The sequence below is a fragment of the uncultured Aquimonas sp. genome (assembly GCF_937888285.1).
Classification (GTDB): domain Bacteria; phylum Pseudomonadota; class Gammaproteobacteria; order Xanthomonadales; family Xanthomonadaceae; genus Aquimonas.
In genome coordinates this window covers 1-22,191 of the sequence record NZ_CALART010000110.1, presented here as the reverse complement: position 1 = coordinate 22,191, position 22,191 = coordinate 1, and the positions used below count along the sequence as shown (strand labels likewise).

Sequence of the window (22,191 nt, the reverse complement as noted above, 5' to 3'; positions counted from 1 at the left end):
GGCGGCGACCCGGGGCCGCCGGACGGCTCATTGTCTCGTGTCGCGCTCGACACGTTGCACACACACGTCCTGCTCCAGCATGGCAATCGCGGTGGCCGGATTCGCTGCAGCCTTGTCGCGCTTGGCTTCGGACAGTGTCGTATAGACGGGCACGATGCGGGGCGACATCGGTCTTGCCAGCTCTGCACGCCCGCGCCGCCCACGCCGGGATGCAGACCGAACCGCGTCTTCGCTACGGGACCTTGGCCTTGGCGACCTCCTGATCGACCAGGGCCTTCAACTGCGCCTCGCCAAAGTCGCGCAGCGGCGTGCCGTTGACGAAGAAGCCCGGCGTTTGCTTGACCTGCAAGGCCTGCATGTCAGCGATGTCCTGGCGCAGTGCCTGCGCGATGGCCGGGCTGGCGGCGTCGGCACGGGCCTTCGCCATATCGAGACCAAGATCGGTCAGCGAGTCCCAGATCAGCGCCGGCTGCGGGTTGTGGTGCGCCGCCCAGCGGGGCTGATCGACCAGCGCGCGCTCCAGCGCCTCCCAGTATTTGCCCTGCAGGCGGGCCGCTTCCAGGATCTGGATGGCCGTGTCGGAACCCTTGTGCAGCGGCGCGTAGCGCACCACCAGCCGCACTTGCCCGAAGCTCGCGTTGACGATGCGTTTGACCAACGGGTAGAAGGCCCGACAGGTCTCGCACGACGGGTCGAAGAACTCGACGATCGTGACCTTGGCCGCTGGATTGCCGAACACCGGCGCGTGCGGGCGCACCAGCGCTTCATTGTTGTTCTGCGCAAGCTGCTTCACTTCTTGCGCGGAGCGATCCTTGATTACCAGGGCACCGCCCGCGAAGGCCAGCACGACCACCGCTACGGTGGCAACGACAAGCCACTTCTTGTTCATGTTTTGACCTCCTTCATCGACACCCACAGCAACACCAGAATCATTGTGAAGGCGGCGACCGACAACAGCGGGATCGGCACGAAGCCGACGATCTGCACCTCCGCGTCCGCGCAAGAGCCGCCCTTGCCACAAGGCACCAGCGCTTCGGTCACGAGGCCCCAGAACACCAGACAGTGGTACAGCGCGATCGCCCACCCGGCCGCCGCAAGGGGCATCGCGTAGCGCACGCTGCGGCCATCGGCCTCCAGCAGGCCCAGGCCGAGCACCACGACCAGCGGAAACATCGCGATGCGCTGGTACCAGCACAACACGCAGGGTGTCATGCCCATCACTTCACCCAGAAACAGCGCACCCGCCGTGGCGAGCAAGGCGATCAGCCAGGCCAGGAACAGGGGCGCCCAGAGTCTTCGGGAGTGACCACCAAGCTGATCTGTAGGCTGTTCTGTGGACATGGGAAGGTTGGCAATATTCGGGCCAGACCCGCAGCAGGCTGACGATCAGCAGCACCGGGCGCTGTCATTGTCGATGCCCTTGAGCGGCGTGGAGGCACACCTCAGGATGTACCGCCCTGGCCGCGCGGCTCGGGGGCAACTCCGGGTTTGAACGATGCCAGCACCAGCAGGCCGGCAGCGCCGACCACCCACACATCGGCCAGGTTGAAGGCTGGCCAATGCATGTCACGCCAATACAGATCGAGGTAGTCGACCACCGCACCGATGCGCAGCCGGTCAATGACGTTGCCCAGGGCGCCGCCGATCAAGCCGACATACGCAGCCGCTTCGAGACGGCTGCGAACGCCGCGCCACAACAGAACGGCGAGCGCAAGGCTGACGACGATGCCGATGCCGCTGAGGGCGTGGCGCTGCCAGCCCCCCGCGTCGGCCAGGAATGAGAAGGCCGCGCCGGGATTGAGCACGTGCACGAGGTTGAACCAAGGCGTCAGCGTGACGCTGCTGCCGAGCGGGAGGGTCGCTGCCACGCCGGCCTTGACGAACTGGTCCAGCATGGCCAGGACCGCGGCGAGCAGAAGGCTCGCGCCCCACCTGTCGCGTGAGTTGAACCGCCGGTTGTTCAATCGAAGAGGTCCTGCAGGAACGACTTGCGCCGGTGTCCCCCGGAAGAACGGTCGTCATGTCGAGGGCGATGCCCGCCGTGACCGTACTCGGCCTGCGGCGCAAAGGGCTGCGGGGCGGGCGCTGAACCCGGTACGGCCGCAGCCAGTTCCACCACTGAGCGTTCGACAATCTTGTCGAGTTCACCCCGGTCAAGCCAGACGCCACGGCATTTGGGGCAGTAGTCGATCTCGATGCCCTGGCGTTCCATCATCGAGAGGCGCTCGGTCTTGCAAACGGGACAATCCATGTCATGACTCCTTGTTGTCGAGCAAGCGCTCGATATCGGGTGCGATGGCCATCGGGGCGAAGGCGCTGACGCTCGCTGCGCCCGTGTTGCCGCGCGGCAACCGCCCCAGCAGGTGACCGAGGGGAACGAGTGCGATGCGCAGGACTTGGCCGCGTACTTCGTGCCAGTCGTGCGATCTCCAGCCGACATGCAGCATGCGCAAGTGGACTCGCAGGTGGGGCCCAAAGTCGTTCTGGCCCAGCACATGGGCGCGTTCCAACGACTGCAACGCGGCGGCGGCATCGCCAGCGGCAAGCCGACGGCCGGCTTCCGACAGGGCCGCTTCGAAGGCAGCTGTACGGGTGGTGATACGCGGCGAGACCGTTTTCATGACGTTTTGACTCCCTTCTTCAGCAGCCGAAGCCCGTTGCCCACGACCAGCAGGCTGGCACCCATGTCGGCGAATATCGCCATCCACATCGACGCGTTGCCGAACACCGCCAGCACCAGGAAAACGAGCTTGATGCCCAAGGCCAGCGAGATGTTCTGCCACAGCACCGCGTGCGTGTCGCGCGACAGCACGACCGTCTCGGCGATGCGGCGCAGGTCGTCGTTCATCACCACCACGTCGGCCGCTTCCATCGCGGTGTCGGTGCCGGCTGCGCCCATAGCCACACCGATATCGGCCTGCGCCAGCGCGGGTGCATCGTTGATGCCGTCGCCGGTCATGGCGGTCGGGCCGTGCTTGGCCTGCAGCGCTTTGATCGCTTCGAGCTTGTCTTCAGGCAGCAGGTTGCCACGCGCTTCGTCGATGCCGGCTTCGTGGGCGATGGCCGTCGCCGTGGCCTGGTTGTCGCCGGTCAGCATCACCGGCGTGATGCCCAGCGCGATCAGTGATGCCACCGCTTCGCGCGACGAGGGCTTGATGGTGTCCGCCACAGCGTACAGCGCCAGCACACCCGTCGGCGAGGCCAGCAGCGTGACCGTGCGGCCGGCCTCCTCGTGCCCCTTCAGCGTGGCCTCCAGCGCTGGCGAGCACTGCCCGCGCTCCTCGATGAGCCGGTGGTTGCCCAGCGCATAGCTGACACCGTCGATGTCGGCCTGCACACCACGGCCAGCGAGCGCCTTGAAGTCGCTGACCTGCAACGTCGATGGCTTCAGACCCTGAGCGATGGCGCGCGACACAGGGTGGTCGGAATGACCGGCCAGCGCGGCGGCCACGCTCTCCACATGGGCCGCGTCGGCGGTGGGGTCGATCGACTCACGGGCCACAAGTTTGGGCTTGCCTTCCGTGATCGTGCCGGTCTTGTCGAGCGCAATCGCTTTCAGGTTGCGGGCGCCCTCCAGGTAGATGCCGCCCTTGATCAGGATGCCGCGACGCGCTGCCGCTGCCAGGCCGCTGACGATGGTGACCGGTGTCGAGATCACGAGCGCGCACGGGCACGCAATGACAAGCAGCACGAGCGCCTTGTAGATCGCTTGCAGCCATGTCCAGTCGAGCAGCCACGGGCCAAGCAACGCCACGGCCAGGGCGATGACGAAGACAGCAGGTGTGTAGATGGCGGCAAAGCGGTCCACGAAACCCTGCGTTGGCGCCCGTGTCCCCTGCGCCTCCTCGACCGCATGGATGATACGGGCGAGCGTGGAGTTCGACGCCAGGGCCGTTACCTTGAATTCAAAGGTCCCGGTCTCGTTGATGGTGCCGGCGAACACCGGGTCACCGACCGCCTTGTCGACCGGGATGCTCTCGCCCGTGACCGGGGCCTGGTTGATGCTGGAATTGCCTTCGGTGACAACACCGTCCATCGGCACGCGTTCGCCAGGGCGTACACGCACGACGGCGCCCAATGCGACCGACGCAACCTGCACATTCAACCAGGTGCCATCGGCCTGGTGCACCGCCGCTTCCTCCGGCGCCATCTCCAGCAGGCCCTTGATCGCATTGCGGGCGCGATCGACCGCGCGCGCCTCGATGGCCTCTGCGATGGCATACAGCGCCATCACCATCGCCGCCTCGGGCCACTGGCCGATGGCAAACGCGCCGGTGACCGCGACGGTCATCAGCGCATTGATGTTGAGCCGGCCGTGGCGCAACGCGGTCAGTCCCTTCTTGTAGACATCGAAGCCGGCCAGCCAAATGGCCACCGCCGACACGACCAGCCCCGCGCCCTTCCAGACCTGCGTGTCCGGGGCGAAGAAGCCCAGCAATTCGGCGCCGACGGCCAGCAACAGCGCCCACCCCAGGCGCCAGGCGCCGGCCGATCCGGCACCGTGGTCGTGGTCGTCCTCTGCCTGACTCGCAGCATCGGTGGAACTGGCGCCGGAGTCGGGAAGCGGCTGTGGATCGAAGCCCGCCTTGCGCATCGCGGCGACGGCCAGTTCGACGGCGGCTCCTGGCGCATCAAGGGCCAAGGTGCGCTGCCCAAGCTGAAATGTGAGCGCCCGGATGCCGTCGATGCCGTCGACCGCCCGACGGATCTCCGACTCCTCGCTGGCGCAGTCCATGGTTGGCACGCGAAAACGGGACCAGCCCTTTGCAGTCCGGCGTTCAGGTGTCGGCGTTTTCGCGGGCGCGTCGGAATGGCAGGCCCCGCAACTGTCCGCCGGTGCGGACTTGGGCTTGGTTTCCGGGGCTGTCTCGGCGCTTGATTCGGTGGTGCTCACTTGTGGCTTCCTTCTGCTTGTGGCAGTCATTGAAAACCCTGTAGCCGGTGTAGAGTCAAGCCCTGGACGGCAAGAGGGACTTCGCATGCGCATCGGCAATCTGGCTGAGCAGACCGGCACCCCGGTCGAAACCATCCGCTTCTACGAGCGTGAGGGCTTGTTGCCGGCCGCGCAGCGGTCTGAAAACAACTACCGCCTGTACACCGCCGCACATGCCGATCGGCTGGCTTTCATCCGCCATTGCCGCAATCTGGACATGGCGCTGGACGAGATCCGTTCGCTGCTGCGCCTGCGTGACGCACCGTTACAGGACTGCGGCGAGGTGAATGCCTTGCTCGACGAACACATCGGCCATGTCGGCCAGCGCATCCGCGAGTTGCGCGCGTTGGAGAAGGACCTGAAAGCCCTTCGCGCCCGCTGCAGCGCGCCGCATGCCATCGAAGCGTGCGGCATCCTGAATGAATTGGACGGCGCTGCGAGCCACGGCAGTTCGGCTTCACCCCACCGGCACATCCGCGGCGCGCATTGACTTGCAGGGCAGTCGCACTGGGCCGCCCTTCTGAGGCTCTTGCGAAGCCCTTGGGGGGGCCGGTCCGGACATGACAGATTTGTCATGTTCCCGTTCAGAGACTGTTGGAAGCAACTTCCTACAGTCCTTCTCGATGCCAGAAACGGCATCGCCTGTGCCGCACCGGCGGCACGGGCGAACATCCGAGAAGGAGACCTCAATGCGCTCGATCCAATCGCTCAAAGCCGCGGCCCTGCTTGGCCTGGCAAGCTTGTCCCTAGCCAGTCTTGCGGCCAACGGAACAGATACTTTCATGAACGGGCAGTCCTACTATGGACAGCCGACCGCGCAAGCTTCCGCAGCGCGTGTTGTCGACATTGCTTCGACCGGCGCGATCAACGTCGCCTATGGCGAAACCGTGACCTTCCGCAGCGCAGGCCAGCAGTTTTCGTGGACCTTCAACGGGCTCGGCGGTCGTGCGGTCGATGTGGTCAAGATTGCCCCTGCCGGGTTTCCCGCCAAACCCCTCGCGGTCTACGTTGGCAGAGATCCGCAGACCCGCAGGTGAGCCCTCAAGACACCAACGGTTAATTTCAGGCGGCCGGTTATCAGACCAGCGCCGCCTCCTGATGCGGTCGCAGGAGACGATCAAGTCGCTGCGCGTTGTCTTCGCCACACTGCATGCCTGTTGGCCTTCGCCGATCGCGGCCGCCGCATCAGGAAGTAAGCGGCGGGTATGACGAACATCGACAGCAGCGGCGCCGTGATCATGCCCCCCACCATCGGCGCGGCGATGCGTTGCATCACTTCCGAACCGGTGCCGGTACCCCACATGATCGGGAACAGGCCTGCCAGGATCACTGCGACCGTCATCGCCTTCGGCCGCACTCGCAGCACAGCACCCTCGCGGATCGCATCCAGCAGGTCCTCGGCACTTGTGTTGCGGGAGCGGATGCGCTCGTCCCAGGCCTGCCGCAGGTACAGCAGCATGATCACGCCGAACTCGGCCGACACGCCGGCCAACGCGATGAAGCCGATCGCGCCGGCCACGCTGAGGTTGTAGCGCAGCAGGTAGAGAAGCCAGAAGCCGCCGATCAGCGCGAAGGGCAGCGTCGCCAGGATCAGTAGCGCCTCGTCGAAGCGGCGGAAGGTCAGGTACAGCAACACGAAGATGATGCCCAGCGTAAAGGGCACGACCACCTTCAGCTTGGCCGTCGCGCGCTCCAGGAACTCGAACTGCCCCGACCACGAGACCGAGTAGCCGGGTGTCAGCTTCACCTGCTCGGCCACCGCCTTCTGCATGTCGATCACCGCCGACTTCAGGTCGCGCCCGCGGATGTCGACGTAGACGAAGCCGGCCAGACGCGCGTTTTCGCTGCGCAGCATCGGCGGGCCGTCGGTGATGCGCAGCTCGGCCACGTCGGACAGCACTATGCGTGCGCCACGCGGCGTCAGGACGGGCAGCTTGCGCAGCTTTTCCAGCGAGTCGCGGACCTCGCGCGGGTAACGCACGTTGATCGGGAAGCGCTGCAGGCCTTCCACCGTCTCGCCGACGTTTTCGCCGCCGACCGCGGCGCTGATCACCGACTGCACGTCGGCGATGTTCATGCCGTAGCGTGCCGCAGCATCGCGGTTGATGTTCACGTCGACATAACGCCCACCGGTCAGCCGCTCTGCCAGCGCACTGCTGACGCCGGGCACGCCCTTTACCGCCTTCTCGATCTCGCCGGCCAGGCGGTCGATCTCGACCAGGTCGGTGCCGGCCACCTTCACCCCGACGGGGCTCTTGATGCCGGTGGCCAGCATGTCGATGCGGTTGCGGATCGGCGGCACCCAGATGTTCGACAGCCCTGGCACCTTGACGATGCGGTCCAGTTCCTCGACCAGCTTGTCGCTCGTCATGCCATCGCGCCACTCGTTCTTTGGCTTGAACTGGATCGTGGTCTCGAACATCTCCATCGGTGCCGGATCGGTGGCGGTCTCGGCGCGGCCGGCCTTGCCGTAGACCGATTGCACTTCGGGCAGGGTCTTGATCAGCCGGTCGGTCTGCTGCAGCAGCTCGGCCGCCTTGCCGGCCGACAGGCCGGGCAGCGCGGTGGGCATGTAGAGCAGGTCGCCTTCGTCCAGCGGCGGCATGAACTCGCCGCCGATTTTCAGGATCGGCCAGGCGGTGCTGGCGAGCAGCAGCAAGGCGACGACAACGGTCGCCTTCGGCCAGGCCAGTACGCCGTCGAGCAGCGGCCGGTAGGCGGCGATCAGCGCGCGGTTCAACGGGTTACGACGTTCGTCGGGGATACGCCCGCGGATCAGGTAGCCCATCAGCACCGGCACCAGCGTCACTGCCAGCCCCGCGGAAGCCGCCATCGCATAGGTCTTCGTGTAGGCCAGCGGCGAGAACAGCCGGCCCTCCTGGGCCTCCAACGTGAACACCGGGATGAAGCTCAGCGTGATGATCAGCAGCGAGAAGAACAGCGCGGGGCCGACCTCGACCGCGGCATCGCCCACCACGCGCCACTGCGCTTCTCCCTTCAGGTCCTCGCCCGGGTGCTCGTGCCGCCATGCCTCGATGTGCTTGTGCGCGTTCTCGATCATCACCACCGCCGCATCGACCATCGCGCCGATGGCAATCGCGATGCCGCCGAGCGACATCACGTTCGCATTGACACCCTGGTAGTGCATGACGATGAAGCTGGCCAGGATGCCCAGCGGCAGCGTGACGATCGCGACGAAGGCCGAGCGCAGGTGGAACAGGAACACCATGCACACGAGCGCGACAACGATGAACTCCTCGATCAGCTTGTGGCTCAGGTTCTCGACCGCGCGCTCGATCAGGCTGGAGCGGTCGTAGGTCGGCACGATCTCGACGCCCTTCGGCAGGCTGGCCTGCAGCGACGCGATCTTGGCCTTGACGGCTGCGATGGTCTCCAGCGCGTTCTTGCCCGAGCGCATCACGATCACGCCGCCGGTGGCCTCGCCTTCGCCGTCGAGTTCGCCGATGCCACGGCGCATCTCCGGGCCGACCTGGATGCGTGCCACGTCGCCCAGGCGCACGCTGACGCCGGCGTCGGTGGCACTCAAGGGAATCTTGCGGAAGTCGTCCAGCGTCGCCAGCAGGCCCGAGGCGCGCACCACGTACTCGGCCTCGCCCAGTTCCAGCACCGAACCGCCGGCCTCCTGGTTGGCGTTGCGAATCGCGGCTATCACCGCGCCGTGCGGCACGTTGTAGGCCGCCAGCTTGTCGGGATCGAGCAGCACCTGGTACTGGCGCACCATGCCGCCGACCGATGCGACCTCGGCGACGTTGGGCACTGTCTTCAGCTCGTACTTCAGGAACCAGTCCTGCAGCGCGCGCAGCTGACCCGCATCCATTGTGCCGCTGCGGTCGACCAGCGCGTACTGGTAGATCCAGCCCACGCCGGTCGCATCCGGCCCGAGCGCCGGTTTGGCCGCCGCTGGCAGCCGCGACTGCACCTGGTTCAGGTACTCCAGTACGCGCGAACGAGCCCAGTACGGGTCGGTGCCATCTTCGAACAGCACGTAGACGAAGCTGTCGCCGAAGAACGAATAGCCGCGCACGACCTTCGCACCCGGCACCGACAGCATCGTCGTCGTCAGTGGGTAGGTGACCTGGTTCTCGACGATGCGCGGCGCCTGGCCTGGGTAAGGCGTGCGAATGATCACCTGCACGTCCGACAGGTCGGGCAGGGCGTCCAGCGGCGTGCGCTGCACGGCCCACAGGCCCCAGGCGGTGACGATGACGGTCGCCAGCAGCACCAGGAAGCGGTTAACGATGGACCAGCGGATCAGCGCGGCGATCATCGCGACGCTCCCGGTGCGGCAGCAGCAGGTGCAGCCGGAGGCAGCAGCGTAAGCGTGGTCACCGTCGGGCCATCGGTCGGGTCTACATAGAACTCGAAGTCGACGCGGTCACCCACCGCCAGGCCGCGCGACCGTTGCTTCAGCGGCGGCAGCTTGAACTCCATCGTCATCGCGCCCATGCCGACGCTCGGGATCGGGCCGTGGCTGAGCGTGACGCTCTCGCGGTCCAGCGACTCGATCAGGCCTTGGGCGCTGTGGCGCTGGGCGGTGTTGGCGGCCGTCGGCGCCGGCTGGTTGTTGAGCCGCGCCTCGACGCCCTTCAGGCTGGCTTCGGAGTCGATCAGGAACTGCGACGAGACGACGACACGCTGGCCGGCCTTCAGGCCGCGTTTGATCTCGGTCTGGCCGCCGGTCTCCAGGCCGGTTTCCACATCGACCGGCGCAAAGCGCCCACCCTCTTCGGCCACCATCACCACCGCGCGCCGGCCGGTCTGGATCACCGCCTCGGTCGGCACCAGCAAGGCCTTGCCCGCGCGGGTGTCCATGAACTGCATCGTGACGAACAGGCCTGGCACCAACTGACCGCCATGGTTGGCGAACTGCACGCGCGCCTTTAGGGTGCGCGTGGTCGAGTTCACTTCGGGCAGCAGCGCCTGCACGCTGCCGCGGAACACCGCCCCGGGGACCCCGGGACTGCGTGCCTCGACTTGGCTGCCGGGGCGTACGAGCGCGGCCTGGCTCTCGGGGAGCTCGGCGTTGGCCCAGACGCTGGTCAGGCCGTTGATGCGCGCGAGCAGCATCCCCGGCGCGACCGTCATGCCTTCGCGGGCGATCAGCTCCGCGACCACGCCGCTCGACGGCGCAACGAGGGTGATGCGCGGCTGCACGGCCTCCGCCGCATCGACGCGCGCGACCTGGGCCTCGCTCATCCCGGCCAGCAGCAGGCGCTGGCGTGCGGCGGCAATCAGCCCGGCATCGCCCGCGGCGAAGCGCCTGACCCCCAGGTACTCCTCCTGGGCGGCGACCCACTCGCGCACGTAGAGCTCGGCGAAGGGCTGACCCGCGCGCACACGGTCGAGCGTCGCGCGCACGTGCAGCTTCTCGATGTAGCCTGTCGCTCGGGCCTGCACCACCGACTGATCGCGCTCGTTCCAGGCGATGCTGCCGACCGCGCTCACCATCGGCTGCAGCACACCCTCGACGACATCGGCCGTACGCACGCCCAGGTTTTGCTGGATGCGCGGGCTCACGGTGACGGTCCCTTGGTCGTCGCCACCGGCACCGCCGTAGACCGGCACCAGCATCATGTCCATGAAGGGCGACTTGGCCGGCGCGTCGAAACGCTTCCCCGGCACCATGGGGTCGTGGTAGTAGAGGACGGGCTTGCCCGTGGCCGGATCGACATCTCCGGCCTTGATCCCTTCCTTGATATGGCGGCGCGTCGCGGCCTCGCCTGCAGCGATGCTTCTGGTCGGGTCCTCGCCCACGACCGAGCCGGTCGTGGGCGCTGCCGCGCCGCCGGCCTGCCCCATGCCACGGTGCATGCCGAACCGGTAGAGCGCATAGCCGCCCGCGGCCAGCGCAGCAGCGGCGCCGATGGCGATCAGCGTGTGTCGAGTGTTCATTGCAGTGCCTCCGGCTTGCCGTGGGCGCCGTCGTGAGACGGCAGCAGGTAGTTGAGCTGGGCCCAGATGCGGGCGCGGTCCATCTCGATGCGCAGGCGTTCCATGCGCACCTCGAGCTCGCCGCGGCGGGCATCGAGGACGGCAGTCAGCGGACCGGACCCCGCGCGATACGACGCCAGGGCGGCCTCGCCGCGCTGAGTCGCCAATGGCAACAAGGACGCGTCGTAGCGCTTCAGCCGCTCCTCGTGGCTGCGCCAGTCCTGCAGCATGGCGCGCACTTCGGCTTCGTGCGCCCGCTGCAGTTCCTCGCGCCTAGCACGGGCCTCGTCGACGCCGGCCAGCCGTGCGGCCAGTTCGCGGTCCTGTCGGTTCTTCTGGTCCCACTGCAGCGGCACCGACAGGTTGATCGACACCATGTTCGAGTAGGCCGGCCCACGCTGGCTGTACTGCAGCTCCGCGCTCCAGTCCGCCGATCGTGCGGCTCGCGCGACGGCGGCATCGCTGTCGGCGATCGCCTCCTGCTGAGTGGCGGCTGCAACCTGCGGGTGCCGGGCCAGGTGGTCCGCCAGCGCACCCTCGGTCCATGCCGGCAGGGTGAGCCTTGGCCGTGGCGCCAGCGAGTCCCGCGCGCCGTCACCGATCCAGCGACCGAGCTGCGTGCTCGCCACTGCCACCCGGCGCTCGACCTGCGCGATACCGTCGCGTAGCTGCTCGACTGTTCCACGAGCAGCGAAGACTTCTGCCTGCGAGCCCTTGCCGCTGCGGTACAGCGTCTGCGCGGCTTCGACCTGCAGCTCGGCCTGGGCGATCTGGGACTTCAGCAGTTCCTGCATCGACTCCTGGTACGAGCGTTCCAGCCAGGCCAGCGCGGTGTCACGCTGCAGGTCCGCGATGGTGGCCTGGCGAGTCACCTGGGCCAGTTCGATCTCGCGCTCGGCGCGACGCACCCGGGCACTGCGCTTGTCGGCCCGGGTCAGCTCCTGCATGACCCCGACCGAGCGCATGGTCATGAAGTCGCGCGTGACGCTGTAGCGGTCGGGGCCGTCGATCGGCAGGTTGTTGAGGCCGAGCTTGAGTACCGGGTCGGGCAGTTGCCCCGCGGCCGTGGCCGTCTCGCGCGCCGCCCGCGCCTGGGCATCGGCGGCGATCACGAGTTGCGAGCGGCCGGTGGCGGCGGCCACAGCGCGTTCGAGAGACAGCGGAGACTGCGCGAGCGCAGCCTGGGTGCCGAGGGCCACGCACAGCGCGATCGACGGCGCCAATCGGAGGCCGTTGCGCCTCCGGGGCAGGTAGAAAATCATGGGAACTCCTGAAGTCCGGAACCTGGCCGCGGCAGCGCCGCGACCGTTCAAGCGGGCGACTTCAGGAGATCAGATGCGAAAGCAGCAGTGCGCGATGCTGAGCGCGAGCGGAGGAGGTCGGTCACGCAGGCGCTCGTCTTCGGCCCATGCGCTCAGGACCGTGTCCAGCCCCTGGTCGAGCGAGACCTCGAACAACGCGGGCAGTGTCGTCACCGGCACGAAGGCCGGGGGAACATGGTCGACCACCTGCGTGGTCGTGCCGAACTGGCAATGCTGCAGACACAGCGCCGGCTGCTCGGGATCGAGCGGCACCCCGGCCGCCATCATTTCGGCGCAGGGCATGCCGGCCATCGCCATCGTATCGGCCGCGTCCCGGTTGAACCGGTCGCCCATCGCCGGGCAGGCATAGGCGGCCACGGCGATCTGCGAGGACAGCAAGGCCATCGACACAAGGCCGATGAGGCGGGCACGAAGGCGCTGGCTGAATCTCACGGTCGGACGATAGCGCATCGGCAAGGCGCCCACTGCCGAGGCAAGTCTGGCACGAGCACGGCTTCTGGTGACTGGCCCCCGAGTAATCGCCAGGATCTCCAGGGAGCACATGGGAACTGGTCCGCGCCAATTGCAAGGGGGAGTCGGACGGTCGACCATGGCCGAGCAGTACGACTCACGATGACGCCCCGCACGGAGCCAAAGAAGGCTCTGTGCCGCACGAGTCGGCGTCGCTCGGACAGCAGGCCGGGGCAGGGATCAAGACCAGCTAATCTGAGGGGGTCTGCTGCGCCAGTGAATTTGCGATACCAAACGACGTCTGATAAGAACACTTCTCAGGGCGTCAGAAGCAGGCCCAGGCGACGTGCGTCAGGAAACGTCGCGAAAGTTCCAGGGGCGGACGTCCTCATCGATGGGCAGGCAGCGCTGGCATGCTCTTGGCGGTCATCCATATCCACGCAGCAGGCAGACCGGCCAGCACCTTCTCCTTCGCCGACCGCTCCTTCGCCTCCATGAGGGGACTCGTCACATGCAGCGGCATCGGCACAGTTCCACTGTCCAGCAGCAAGACGTTGGGAAAACCCGCCGCCGATCTGGCGTCGTACCTCATCGGCTTCATGAATGCGCGCTGCTCGCGCTGGAGCAACTCGATCAGTGGCAGTTCGTGCAACCCGTCCAGGGGAATCCACTGATCCGTGGTCAGCATCATGCTCACCGTGTCCACCTGGTAGACGTGCTCGCGCTTGGCATAGACCAGGGCGGCCATCATCACGCGCGGCTTCTTCGGCACATCCGCGTCGCGCGCCTGCAGGATGGCTGCATAGCTGCGTTCGACGCGCTCCCATGCCTTGGTCTCGATGTACAGAGGCACATCCGGCATGTGCTTGACGACGATCCTGCGGCCGAAGGCCGTCGCCTCCGAACCGTTGTACTCGCCGACGATGATGGCCATCTTGTACTGGCCGGCATCTTCAGGCGACAGCAGCAGCGCGAGCTTCTTGCGCCTGCGCTCGCCGATCTCGTCCTTGAGTTCGACCCTGAACGGCTCCGGGACATACAGCCGCTCGTCCAGTGATGCTCCTTTGACCGTCACACCCCTGGCAGCCTCGGACAGGTACTTGTGAAGAACGCCCTGGTTGCGCCGGCCTTCCATCGCCGGATACCAGCGGTTGAATCCTCCCCGCTCGTAGAGGAAGTGCAGCAGCGCACGAAGGCTCATGCGCTTGCGCGGCGCGTGAACCTCGGCAGGGTCGATCACCGCTTCGCCACGCGGGACGGCTTTGCCCGGCAACCGCGACATCGCGAAGTCCGTCCGCACCTCGACCTGATCCGGCGCGTGTTCGATGATCGCAACGCCCGCCAGTTCGCCCAGCCCCGACATGCCCGGTTCCGGTTCGAACGACGGGCAGGTCGGATGGTGAAGATGCCCGGTGTCGGGCATGCGCTTGACGATGTACTCGGCGTGCCTGGCGATGTACATCTCGATGCCGCCGGACACGCACAGGCAACGCGGTCGCTCCGGCGATCCATAGACCTGAGCAAGGGCGTCCTGCAGCCCCGGATCGGCCGCTGGGTAGGTCCGCCCCTTGATGAAGTAGCGGGTCGACTCCAACGTGTCCTCGCCCTGCACTCTCGTCTGGTCCGGCGTTCGCGTTCTGCTCACACCAGTTCGCGGGCCAGGTTCTCGAGCGGCCTGCGGTTGCTGCCCAGCAGGCGGCGCACCGCACGCGAACTCGAGAGACCCAGGATCTCCCCGACCTGCGCTCCGTCGGCGCCCTTGTCCGCGAGCCTCCGAGCCACCACGCGCCGGGCGGACTGCGCAGTCACGCCAGTCCACCCTGCCCGCTTGAATATGGCGCGCAGGGTCGCGATCATGAGTCGGCATGTCTCACGCTGATCGTTCGGGCCCCGTCCACCGATCTCGAAGGGCCATCCCCCTTCTGTCAGGAACAACGCACTGGAAGGATCGAGTCCCCTGTAGGCGTCGAAACCGGACGCAGGCACCGCGACGCCGAGTTTGCGGCGGCGGCGCTCGACGAGGTAGGCATCCACCGCCGCACAGGCTCGCGACGAAGTGAAGAAGAGTGGTCGACTCCGCCCGTTGACAGCGGTTTCGGGCCGCATCTCCGAGCGCTCACGGATCGACCCGTCGCTGTTCAGGTAGTCGCGCACCTCAAGCCGTGCGATCTCGATCGGCTTGGCGCCGGTGCAGAAGAGCACGTAGATCAGCGCGACGTCCCGGTTGGCGTTCTCGCTGCGCAGGCGGACGCGGTTGGCACCCGCAGCGATCTCGTCGGGCTCCAGCAAGGTGAGGCGCTTTCGGCGCGGATGGACCGGTGTGTATGCGGCGACGGCGCGCAGGACGGGCTCACGAAACTGCCGCAGGCGCGGCAAGCAGGACAGTCCGTCCTCGTCCAGCTCGGGTATGCCGTGCTCGCGGGCGACCTCCAACACCAGGCTCTTGATCGAACGCTCGACCGTCGATCGCCCCACGCCGAAAGGGGCGCCGGCCTCGCGATAGCTCAGGCCGTCGAGCAGGACGCTGGAAAGCATCGTCCTGGCCTTGGCGATCGTCTCCGGCTTCATCGCGTGCTTTCTCGTGTGGGTCGGCTCCACGCCGGTCGCGCAGGCCGGCTGTCGTTCGGGCCCAGTGTTCCCCTGTGATCCACCTCGCGCCAGCGGAAATCCCGCCGCAAATGGCCCGCTTTCCGGTGTCATGGGTGGTGTCCGGATGAGCATTCAGGCTCTCGACACCGGCGCGGGACGATGCTGCAACCGCGTGCACCCTCACCCCTTGGCCAGCGCAGGGTCACCAGACCGTGCGCACCCGTCCGAGGTATGAGCAGATGAGCATGCGACGGTCGCACTCGCACCCTTTCGCCGTCGCCGGCCTTTCGCCATACTGGCGTCGCACTTCAGGCATCAGCCCGTGCCGCCCTCCCGGGCGCACCGACGCAAGTCGGCGTTAGCGGTCGTGACCCGCCCATGACCTTTCATCGAACGCGTACGCCGTGAATCCACGGCACGCACGACCCGCCAGAGCGCTCCCCCGCGACGCGCCCTGAACGCAGGGCACATCCCCAATCGAGTCCAGCCTCCGAACGCCAGCCGTACCGATCACCGGCGCGGCCAGCGGCATGGCCGACCTCCAACAGATCCTTCGGGGTCGATCAGCCGCGCTTGAACCCACAAGCCTGCATCGACCGAATCCTCCCAACCGGGGAGCACACGCTCCCCCTGGGGGACGTGCGCTCTCCATTCCCTGGAGAAACCCCATGGCAAGCAAAGCCACGCACGCATCCCTCTGGCTGCCGGGCTTCGAGATCGATGCCCCAGCCTATCCCGACCTCTTCAGTTCGAACGACGAAGCTGCAGCCCCGGCAGCAGTCCTATCGGCAGACTCAGGCGAGTCCGCGTCCGCGGATACAGCCGGCGATCTGCCAAGACCCTGGCGGCCCGCCACGGCCCGGGCCACCCAGCCCACCGCCGACAACCCGGCGATCACCTGGCCGCAGTGGACGGACTCGGTGCTTGATGGCCTCGAAGGCCAGGCGACGAAGTTCAACGCCAACATCGAAGCCATCGCCGTGCTGCGCGCCATCGAGCGGGATGGACGTTCGCCCACTCCCGATGAACGCGTCGCGCTGCTGCGCTTCACCGGATGGGGCGGCATTCCGGCGAGCTTCAACCTCGACGGCACCGACGCCGCGTGGAAGCAGCGCGCCATGCAGTTGTCGGCACTGCTCCAGCCCGCGGAGTACGAGTCGGCCAGGGCTTCGGTCAACAACAGCCACTACACCGAGCCCTTCATCGTCCACTGGATCTGGGCGGCACTGCGCCGCCTGGGTTTCGAGGGCGGGCGAATCCTGGACCCCAGCAGCGGCAACGGCCACTTCCTGGGCTGCATGCCGGCCGACATCTCCACGCGAAGCCGCATCACGGCGGTCGAACTGGACGATCTGGCCGGGCGCATCCTCAGGGCGTTGTACGGCGCCGTGGGGGTGGACGTCCGCGTACAGGGGCTCGAAGCCGCGACGCTGGCTGACGGCTCCTTCGATCTGGTGGTCTCGAACGTCCCGTTCGGCAACTACCAGGTCAGCGACGGCCGCAACCGGCCGTACAGCAGGTTCAGCATCCACAACTGGTTCGTCGGCAAGGCGCTCGACCTCGTGCGGCCGGGCGGGCTGGTGTGCCTCATCACGTCGGCCTGGTTTCTCGACCAACGCGACGAATCGGCCCGGGCCCACGCGGCTTCACTGGCCGACCTGGTCAGCGCCGTCCGCCTGCCGCAAGGGGCGTTCATGCGGCTGGCGAGCACCGACGTGCAGTCAGACATCGTGATGCTGCGCAGGAGCCAGCCTGGAGAGTCGGGCAGCGCGGAGTGGGTCGACCTCGACTTCGTCCCCGACGAGTTGCGCGATCCGCGCTGCCAGGACAAGTACATGCAGTTCAACGCCTGGTACGCGGCCAACCCGCGCAACGTGCTCGGCCTCATTGACAAGGTGACCCGTGGATACACGCCGATGCCCACTGTCATCCTCGACGGCGACCTCGGCGCAGCGCTGCAGCAGGCCGCCAGCCTGATACCCAGCGGTGTCTATGTGCCGCTGCCGGTGGCTTCTGCAGCGCCAAGCGCTCCGGCGACCGCGGTCGCCGCACCCGAGGGCGCACGCCCGGGCAGCCACGTGCTGCACGGCGGGCGCATCCACATCGCACAGCAGGGTGCACTCGTCGACATCCACGACAGGACGAACGCCACCATGCGCCAGCGCATCGCCGGCATGTGCGACATCCGTGACCGCGCGCGCAAGCTCCTTGCCGCCCAACTGGACGACGTGAGCGACTACGCGCTGGCGGACCTGCGACGCGGCCTCAACGGCAGCTACGACAGGTTCGTCGCCAGGCACGGCTGCCTCACCGGTCGTGCCAACGCCCTCGCCTTTCGGCGGGATCCCGACTATCCGCTCCTGCTGTCGCTGGAGCACTACGACGAAGAGGAGGAAGCGGCGACCAAGGCCGACATCTTTCACCGGCGCACGGTCAGCCGTGTCGTCGAACCGGTACGGGCCGCTGAGCCCGACGAAGCGCTGGCGCACTCCACGCAATGGCGGGGGCGCGTCGATCTGGCCTACATGGCCGAACTGCTGCAGGCCGATGCGAATGCAGTGGCCCGCGACCTGGAGGATCGCGGCCTGATCTACAGGAACCCCGAAACCGGCGACCACGAAACCGCCGACGCCTACCTGTCGGGCAACGTGAAGCGCAAGCTGCACGCGGCGCTGGCGGCCGGCACGGCCTACGAGTCGAACGTCCGGGCCCTGGAACGAGTCATCCCGGAAGACCTGCCCCCCGCGTCCATCGAGCCCAGGCTCGGTGCGGTGTGGATCCCGGCGGAATCGGTCGAGGCCTTCATTCGCGAGGTCCTCAAACTGCGCGGCGCCGCCGTGCAGTACTTGGCCAAGGCCGGCACCTGGTCGGTCCAGGTCAACAAGTACGAAGCCCAGGGGAACGTGACCTGCTCGCAGGAGTTCGGCACGGCCCGCATGAACGCGATCGAACTGGTGCTGTGCTCGCTGAACGTGCAGACGCCGACGGTCCGCGACCCGCATCCCGACCGCGACACCTACGTTGTCAACAAGCCGGAGACGGTGGCGGCGCGCGAGAAACTGGGCATGCTGAAGGAGCGGTTCGCGGCCTGGGCCTACGAGGACGCGGAGCGCCGCGAGAGGCTGTGCAGGATCTACAACGACCTGTTCAATTGCTCGCGCCCGCGCGAGTTCGACGGCTCGCACCTGAAGCTGCCGGGGTTCTCCCGCTGCTTCGAACTGCATAGCCACCAGCGCAACGCCATCTGGCGCATCGTGCAGTCCGGCAACACTGGGCTGTTCCATGCGGTGGGTGCGGGCAAGACCGCCGTCATGGTGGCGGCCAGCATGGAACTGCGGCGGCTGGGCTTGGCGGCCAAGCCGGCCCACATCGTGCCGAACCACATGCTGGAGCAGTACACGGCCGAGTTCGTGCGCCTGTACCCCTGCGCAGCGGTCCTCATGGCCACGAAGGACGATCTGGCCGGCGACCGCCGGCGCGAGTTCGTCTCCCGCATCGCCACCGGCGACTGGGATGCCATCGTGATGACGCACTCGACCTTCGAAATGCTCGGGATGTCCGTGGCCTACACCACACGGCACATCAAGGCCATCATCCACGACCTGGAGATGGCCGTCCGCATGTCGAGGTCCGACGATCGTTCCAACCGGATCGTGAAGCAGCTGGAGCGGATGAAGAAGGCCTGGAAGGTACGCCTTGACCGCTTGGCAAACGAGAGGAAGAGGGACGACTTCCTGAGCTGGGAGTCGCTCGGCATCGACTGGGTGCTGTACGACGAAGCCCACCTGGCCAAGAACCTCTGGCGCCACACCAAGATGGCGCGGATCGCAGGACTGCCGATCGCCAACTCACAGCGGGCGTTCGACCTGTACCTGAAGACGCGCCACACGATGAGCCTCTACCGGGGCCAGCATCGGGGCGTGGTTCTGTCCACCGCGACGCCGGTGGCCAACAGCATGGCGGAGATCCACACCTTTCAGCGCTACCTGCAGCCCAACACGCTGGAGGCCCTGGGCCTGGAACAGTTCGACGCCTGGGCAGCGACCTTCGGCGAGACTGTCACCGCGCTCGAGATCGCACCTGACGGCAGCGGCTACCGCCTGAACACGCGGTTCGCGCGGTTCATCAACGTGCCGGACCTGATGGGCGTGTTCTGTGAGCTGGCCGACATCCGCACGAGGGAGATGCTGAACCTGCCGGTGCCGGACCTGAGGGGACAGAAGCCCCGGACGGTGACCTGCCGGCCGAGCAGCGCCCTCAAGGCGTATGTGCAATCGCTGGTGCGCCGGGCGGAGCGGCTCAGGACTGAGCGCATCGATCCGCGAGTGGACAACATGCTGAGCATCACCAATGACGGCCGCAAGGCTGCACTGGATATGAGGCTCGTCGACGCGACCGCCCTGGCCGATCCCGAAGGCAAGGTGGTGAAGTGTGCCCACGAGGTGCATGAGATCTGGCAGCGAACAGCGGGCAGCAAGTGTGCCCAGCTCGTGTTCTGCGATCTGTCGACGCCGAAGGGCGGCAGGGAATTCAGCGTCTACGAGGACCTGCGGGATCACCTCGTCGAACGGGGCCTGCCCGCCGATGAGATCGCGTTCATCCACGACGCAGAAACGGATGCCCAGAAGGCAAGGCTGTTTCGCCGGGTCCGCGAAGGCTCGGTGCGTGTCCTGCTGGGGTCGACGCAGAAGATGGGGATCGGCACCAACGTGCAGAAGCGTCTTGTCGCCCTGCATGAACTCGACTGCCCATGGCGCCCCTGCGACGTGGAACAGCGAGAAGGCCGCATCCTGCGGCAAGGCAACGATTGCGAGGAAGTGGAGATCGTGCGTTACGTCGCTGAGGGCAGCTTCGACGCCTACAGTTGGCAGACGGTGCTGACCAAGGCGAAGTTCATCGCGCAGGTGATGAGCGGCGACAAGGGCCTGCGTTCCATCGAGGACGTGGAACTCGCGACGCTGAGCTATGCGGAGGTCAAGGCGCTTGCCTCAGGCAATCCGAAGGTGATCGAGAAGGCCGGCGTGGATGCCGACATCGCGCGCTACTCGTCGCTGTTCATGGTGTGGCGCAACCAGCGCTATGCCAACGAGTCGGAAGTGGCGCACCTGCCGATGCGCATCGAAAGCAGCGCGAAGCTGCTCAGGGCGCTGACGAGTGACGCCGACACGGCTGCCCGCCTGCTCAACGCAGGCGACCTGGTGGCTACGGTCCACGGTCGAACGCACCGGGGTCCGGAAAACCTGGGCGATGCCCTGCGGGCGGTGATCAGGATGGCGCGCGCGAGCGTGTCGGCCCGGTCGACCGAGGAAATACTGGGCGAGGTCGGCAGCTTCGAGCTCTGGGTCTTCATCGGCCGTGAGTTTGACGATGTGCACCTGTACCTGAAGGGCGAAGCCGTCCACGACTGCCGGTCCTGCCAGACGGGGCCGGCGCTGTACCAGGCGCTGCGCGACACGATCCTGGCCATGCCGGACCGGCGGGTGGAGACCGAGCGCAAGCTCGCGTCGACACGTCGCCGGCTGGACGAACTGCGCGAGGAACTGGGCAAGCCGTTCGAGCATGAGGAACGGCTGACCGACCTGCTGGGCAGGCAGCGCGCACTGGCTGCCGAACTGGACCTCGACAAGGACGAGGCCGGCACCCAAGGCCTGGAAGCATCCGAAGAATCATTGGCAGCCTGAAGCTGCAACTCAGGCCCCATCGCATCTGCGGTGGGGCCGATTTTCTTCGTGGGCACCAGGTGGTTGACGCCGCTGGGGACTGCACAGGCATCGTTGGTGTCGCAGGATCATTTGGTCGATCCAAGTCTGATGATCTGCCTTGATTGACGCTTGCCGATGGTGCCGGTTTAATGCGCTTGACCGTCGCAACACGCCTGCCATCGACGGTTCAGTTCTGAAGCAGGCCGGTGCTGTCGCCGCTACCCTTCCCGGGCCAGAGCAGCCGTTCGAGGTCGTGACCCTCCCTCCGATCGAACCGACGCTGTCGGTCTATGCCTACATGCTCCTGATCGCTTCGCGAGAGCTGCAGGCTCGACGCCTTCGCGCGAAGTCCTGACCCGTCGGTGCCGCCGATGACGCTCACGACACCTTCGCTGCGCGACATTGAGGACGGCAGTTGCCGATGAACATGAACGTGGGCGCTGCCAAGGTGCAGCCCTGGTGATCGTGAAACGAAACAGTAGCTTGCCTCTCGATGGAGCAGGCTCGAACGGCCCGCCAGGGTGTCTCAGCCCATGGCTCCAGGACCACGAATCCGGCAACAGCGCACTGCTGGTCCGCCTCCCGACGCGCACAGCTACCGGCTGCGGTCGGCTCGGCCGTGTCGCCGCTCATACCTGTTTCCATGCTCACGTGCTCATTTGCCGCCATTGCTCTTCCGCACTCATTGACGCGGACAGCGGCCCCCGCGCGTCGGCACCACACTCTATGGAGGTTTGCCATGGACCAGCTGTTGTCCTCCCAGCCGATGGAGGCGTCTACACCCGACCGGGGAACTCGCCGCCTGTCCGTGCGGCAAGCGGGCCGAGCCGGAACCGGCAACACCGCGCGTGGCGACTCCACGAACGATGTTGTTGTTCATACAGTCAACGCACTTGGCGAGGCAAAGCTGATCCGGTTCCCGGCGGTGCAGGAACGTGTCAGCATGGGCCGCACCGCGGTCTACGAACTGATCAAGGCCGGCAAGTTTCCGAGGCCCGTCAAGGTCGGCGCGGCAAGTGCCTGGATCGATGTCGAGATCACGCGCTGGATCCAGGAACTGGCCGCGAGACGCGACACATCCAGCTGACGTCGTCGCCTCCCGTAACCTGCCAGCAGTTCTCGATGCGGGGTGGCGTCGGCCTCGGTCGTCCGCCTCCCGTGGACCCCCAACTTCAGATCGCGACGGTAGCTGAAATGAAACGTGTCTGGTCAAACCGGTGTGGCCTCGACTTTGTAGCCGATC

17 protein-coding genes are annotated in these 22,191 nt (G+C 66.7%); 4 read left to right on the top strand and 13 right to left on the bottom strand.

Translation table 11 applies throughout. The features are described from left to right. Positions 1 to 27: 27 nt before the first annotated feature. The 7 genes from Q0654_RS19970 to Q0654_RS19940 all read right to left on the bottom strand — a co-directional run bounded on the left by Q0654_RS19970 (position 28) and on the right by Q0654_RS19940 (position 4,894). The gene (locus tag Q0654_RS19970; protein WP_298856777.1) at positions 28 to 168 is read right to left on the bottom strand and encodes a hypothetical protein; all 141 of its coding nucleotides are present in this window, start codon (positions 166 to 168) and stop codon (positions 28 to 30) included. A gap of 64 nt (positions 169 to 232) precedes the next feature. Continuing rightward, positions 233 to 916 carry a thioredoxin domain-containing protein gene (locus tag Q0654_RS19965; RefSeq protein WP_298856776.1) on the bottom strand — a complete coding sequence of 228 codons (684 nt, stop codon included), beginning with the start codon at positions 914 to 916 and terminating at the stop codon, positions 233 to 235. Next, positions 886 to 1,257 carry a disulfide bond formation protein B gene (locus tag Q0654_RS19960; RefSeq protein WP_298856775.1) on the bottom strand — a complete coding sequence of 124 codons (372 nt, stop codon included), beginning with the start codon at positions 1,255 to 1,257 and terminating at the stop codon, positions 886 to 888. Before Q0654_RS19960 ends, Q0654_RS19965 begins: the two co-directional genes overlap by 31 nt. Positions 1,258 to 1,442: 185 nt before the next feature. Beyond that, positions 1,443 to 1,964 carry a signal peptidase II gene (gene lspA / locus Q0654_RS19955; protein ID WP_298856774.1) on the bottom strand — a complete coding sequence of 174 codons (522 nt, stop codon included), beginning with the start codon at positions 1,962 to 1,964 and terminating at the stop codon, positions 1,443 to 1,445. Then, on the bottom strand, positions 1,961 to 2,251 hold the full coding sequence (locus Q0654_RS19950) for a zf-TFIIB domain-containing protein (protein ID WP_298856773.1): 291 nt from the start codon (positions 2,249 to 2,251) through the stop codon (positions 1,961 to 1,963). Before Q0654_RS19950 ends, lspA begins: the two co-directional genes overlap by 4 nt. A gap of 1 nt (position 2,252) precedes the next feature. Next, positions 2,253 to 2,621 carry a DUF3703 domain-containing protein gene (locus tag Q0654_RS19945; RefSeq protein ID WP_298856772.1) on the bottom strand — a complete coding sequence of 123 codons (369 nt, stop codon included), beginning with the start codon at positions 2,619 to 2,621 and terminating at the stop codon, positions 2,253 to 2,255. Continuing rightward, positions 2,618 to 4,894 (bottom strand): heavy metal translocating P-type ATPase, encoded by a 2,277-nt coding sequence (locus Q0654_RS19940; protein WP_298856771.1) that lies wholly within the window; start codon positions 4,892 to 4,894, stop codon positions 2,618 to 2,620. Before Q0654_RS19940 ends, Q0654_RS19945 begins: the two co-directional genes overlap by 4 nt. A gap of 85 nt (positions 4,895 to 4,979) precedes the next feature. Here Q0654_RS19940 and cadR point away from each other — a divergent pair, with 85 nt between their 5' ends. Then, entirely contained in the window at positions 4,980 to 5,423 is a 444-nt protein-coding gene (gene cadR / locus Q0654_RS19935; protein WP_298856770.1) for a Cd(II)/Pb(II)-responsive transcriptional regulator, read from the top strand. 199 nt (positions 5,424 to 5,622) lie between these two features. Continuing rightward, positions 5,623 to 5,970 (top strand): CzcE family metal-binding protein, encoded by a 348-nt coding sequence (locus Q0654_RS19930; protein ID WP_298856769.1) that lies wholly within the window; start codon positions 5,623 to 5,625, stop codon positions 5,968 to 5,970. Positions 5,971 to 6,050: 80 nt separating this feature from the next. Here Q0654_RS19930 and Q0654_RS19925 read toward each other — a convergent pair whose 3' ends face one another. The 6 genes from Q0654_RS19925 to Q0654_RS19900 all read right to left on the bottom strand — a co-directional run bounded on the left by Q0654_RS19925 (position 6,051) and on the right by Q0654_RS19900 (position 15,225). After that, positions 6,051 to 9,221: an efflux RND transporter permease subunit gene (locus tag Q0654_RS19925; RefSeq protein ID WP_298856768.1), complete on the bottom strand. Its 3,171-nt coding sequence runs from the start codon at positions 9,219 to 9,221 to the stop codon at positions 6,051 to 6,053. Next, positions 9,218 to 10,846 (bottom strand): efflux RND transporter periplasmic adaptor subunit, encoded by a 1,629-nt coding sequence (locus Q0654_RS19920; RefSeq protein ID WP_298856766.1) that lies wholly within the window; start codon positions 10,844 to 10,846, stop codon positions 9,218 to 9,220. The genes Q0654_RS19925 and Q0654_RS19920 overlap by 4 nt, the downstream gene beginning before the upstream one ends. Then, positions 10,843 to 12,147, bottom strand: coding sequence for a TolC family protein (locus Q0654_RS19915; RefSeq protein WP_298856764.1), 1,305 nt, complete (start codon positions 12,145 to 12,147; stop codon positions 10,843 to 10,845). Before Q0654_RS19915 ends, Q0654_RS19920 begins: the two co-directional genes overlap by 4 nt. 69 nt (positions 12,148 to 12,216) lie before the next feature. Beyond that, on the bottom strand, positions 12,217 to 12,657 hold the full coding sequence (locus tag Q0654_RS19910; protein ID WP_298856763.1) for a hypothetical protein: 441 nt from the start codon (positions 12,655 to 12,657) through the stop codon (positions 12,217 to 12,219). A gap of 388 nt (positions 12,658 to 13,045) precedes the next feature. Then, the gene (locus tag Q0654_RS19905; RefSeq protein ID WP_298856761.1) at positions 13,046 to 14,269 is read right to left on the bottom strand and encodes a DUF1173 family protein; all 1,224 of its coding nucleotides are present in this window, start codon (positions 14,267 to 14,269) and stop codon (positions 13,046 to 13,048) included. A 29-nt stretch (positions 14,270 to 14,298) separates the two neighbouring features. Further along, entirely contained in the window at positions 14,299 to 15,225 is a 927-nt protein-coding gene (locus tag Q0654_RS19900; protein WP_298856760.1) for a site-specific integrase, read from the bottom strand. 689 nt (positions 15,226 to 15,914) lie between these two features. Between Q0654_RS19900 and Q0654_RS19895 the strand changes: the two genes are divergently transcribed. Both Q0654_RS19895 and Q0654_RS19890 read left to right on the top strand, forming a co-directional pair. Beyond that, positions 15,915 to 20,927, top strand: a complete 5,013-nt coding sequence (locus Q0654_RS19895) for a hypothetical protein (protein WP_298856759.1) — start codon at positions 15,915 to 15,917, stop codon at positions 20,925 to 20,927. A gap of 760 nt (positions 20,928 to 21,687) precedes the next feature. After that, entirely contained in the window at positions 21,688 to 22,035 is a 348-nt protein-coding gene (locus Q0654_RS19890; protein WP_298856758.1) for an AlpA family phage regulatory protein, read from the top strand. The last annotated feature ends 156 nt before the right edge of the window (positions 22,036 to 22,191 follow it).

Bases quoted from the DNA above. Each gene is read 5' to 3' on its own strand.
- Q0654_RS19920 (WP_298856766.1), bottom strand. From the start codon at position 10,846: ATGAACACTCGACACACGCTGATCGCCATCGGCGCCGCTGCTGCGCTG.
- cadR (WP_298856770.1), top strand. From the start codon at position 4,980: ATGCGCATCGGCAATCTGGCTGAGCAGACCGGCACCCCGGTCGAAACC.
- Q0654_RS19910 (WP_298856763.1), bottom strand. From the start codon at position 12,657: ATGCGCTATCGTCCGACCGTGAGATTCAGCCAGCGCCTTCGTGCCCGC.
- Q0654_RS19925 (WP_298856768.1), bottom strand. From the start codon at position 9,221: ATGATCGCCGCGCTGATCCGCTGGTCCATCGTTAACCGCTTCCTGGTG.
- Q0654_RS19970 (WP_298856777.1), bottom strand. From the start codon at position 168: ATGTCGCCCCGCATCGTGCCCGTCTATACGACACTGTCCGAAGCCAAG.
- Q0654_RS19900 (WP_298856760.1), bottom strand. From the start codon at position 15,225: ATGAAGCCGGAGACGATCGCCAAGGCCAGGACGATGCTTTCCAGCGTC.
- Q0654_RS19950 (WP_298856773.1), bottom strand. From the start codon at position 2,251: ATGGATTGTCCCGTTTGCAAGACCGAGCGCCTCTCGATGATGGAACGC.
- Q0654_RS19945 (WP_298856772.1), bottom strand. From the start codon at position 2,621: ATGAAAACGGTCTCGCCGCGTATCACCACCCGTACAGCTGCCTTCGAA.
- Q0654_RS19915 (WP_298856764.1), bottom strand. From the start codon at position 12,147: ATGATTTTCTACCTGCCCCGGAGGCGCAACGGCCTCCGATTGGCGCCG.
- Q0654_RS19930 (WP_298856769.1), top strand. From the start codon at position 5,623: ATGCGCTCGATCCAATCGCTCAAAGCCGCGGCCCTGCTTGGCCTGGCA.
- Q0654_RS19895 (WP_298856759.1), top strand. From the start codon at position 15,915: ATGGCAAGCAAAGCCACGCACGCATCCCTCTGGCTGCCGGGCTTCGAG.
- Q0654_RS19890 (WP_298856758.1), top strand. From the start codon at position 21,688: ATGGACCAGCTGTTGTCCTCCCAGCCGATGGAGGCGTCTACACCCGAC.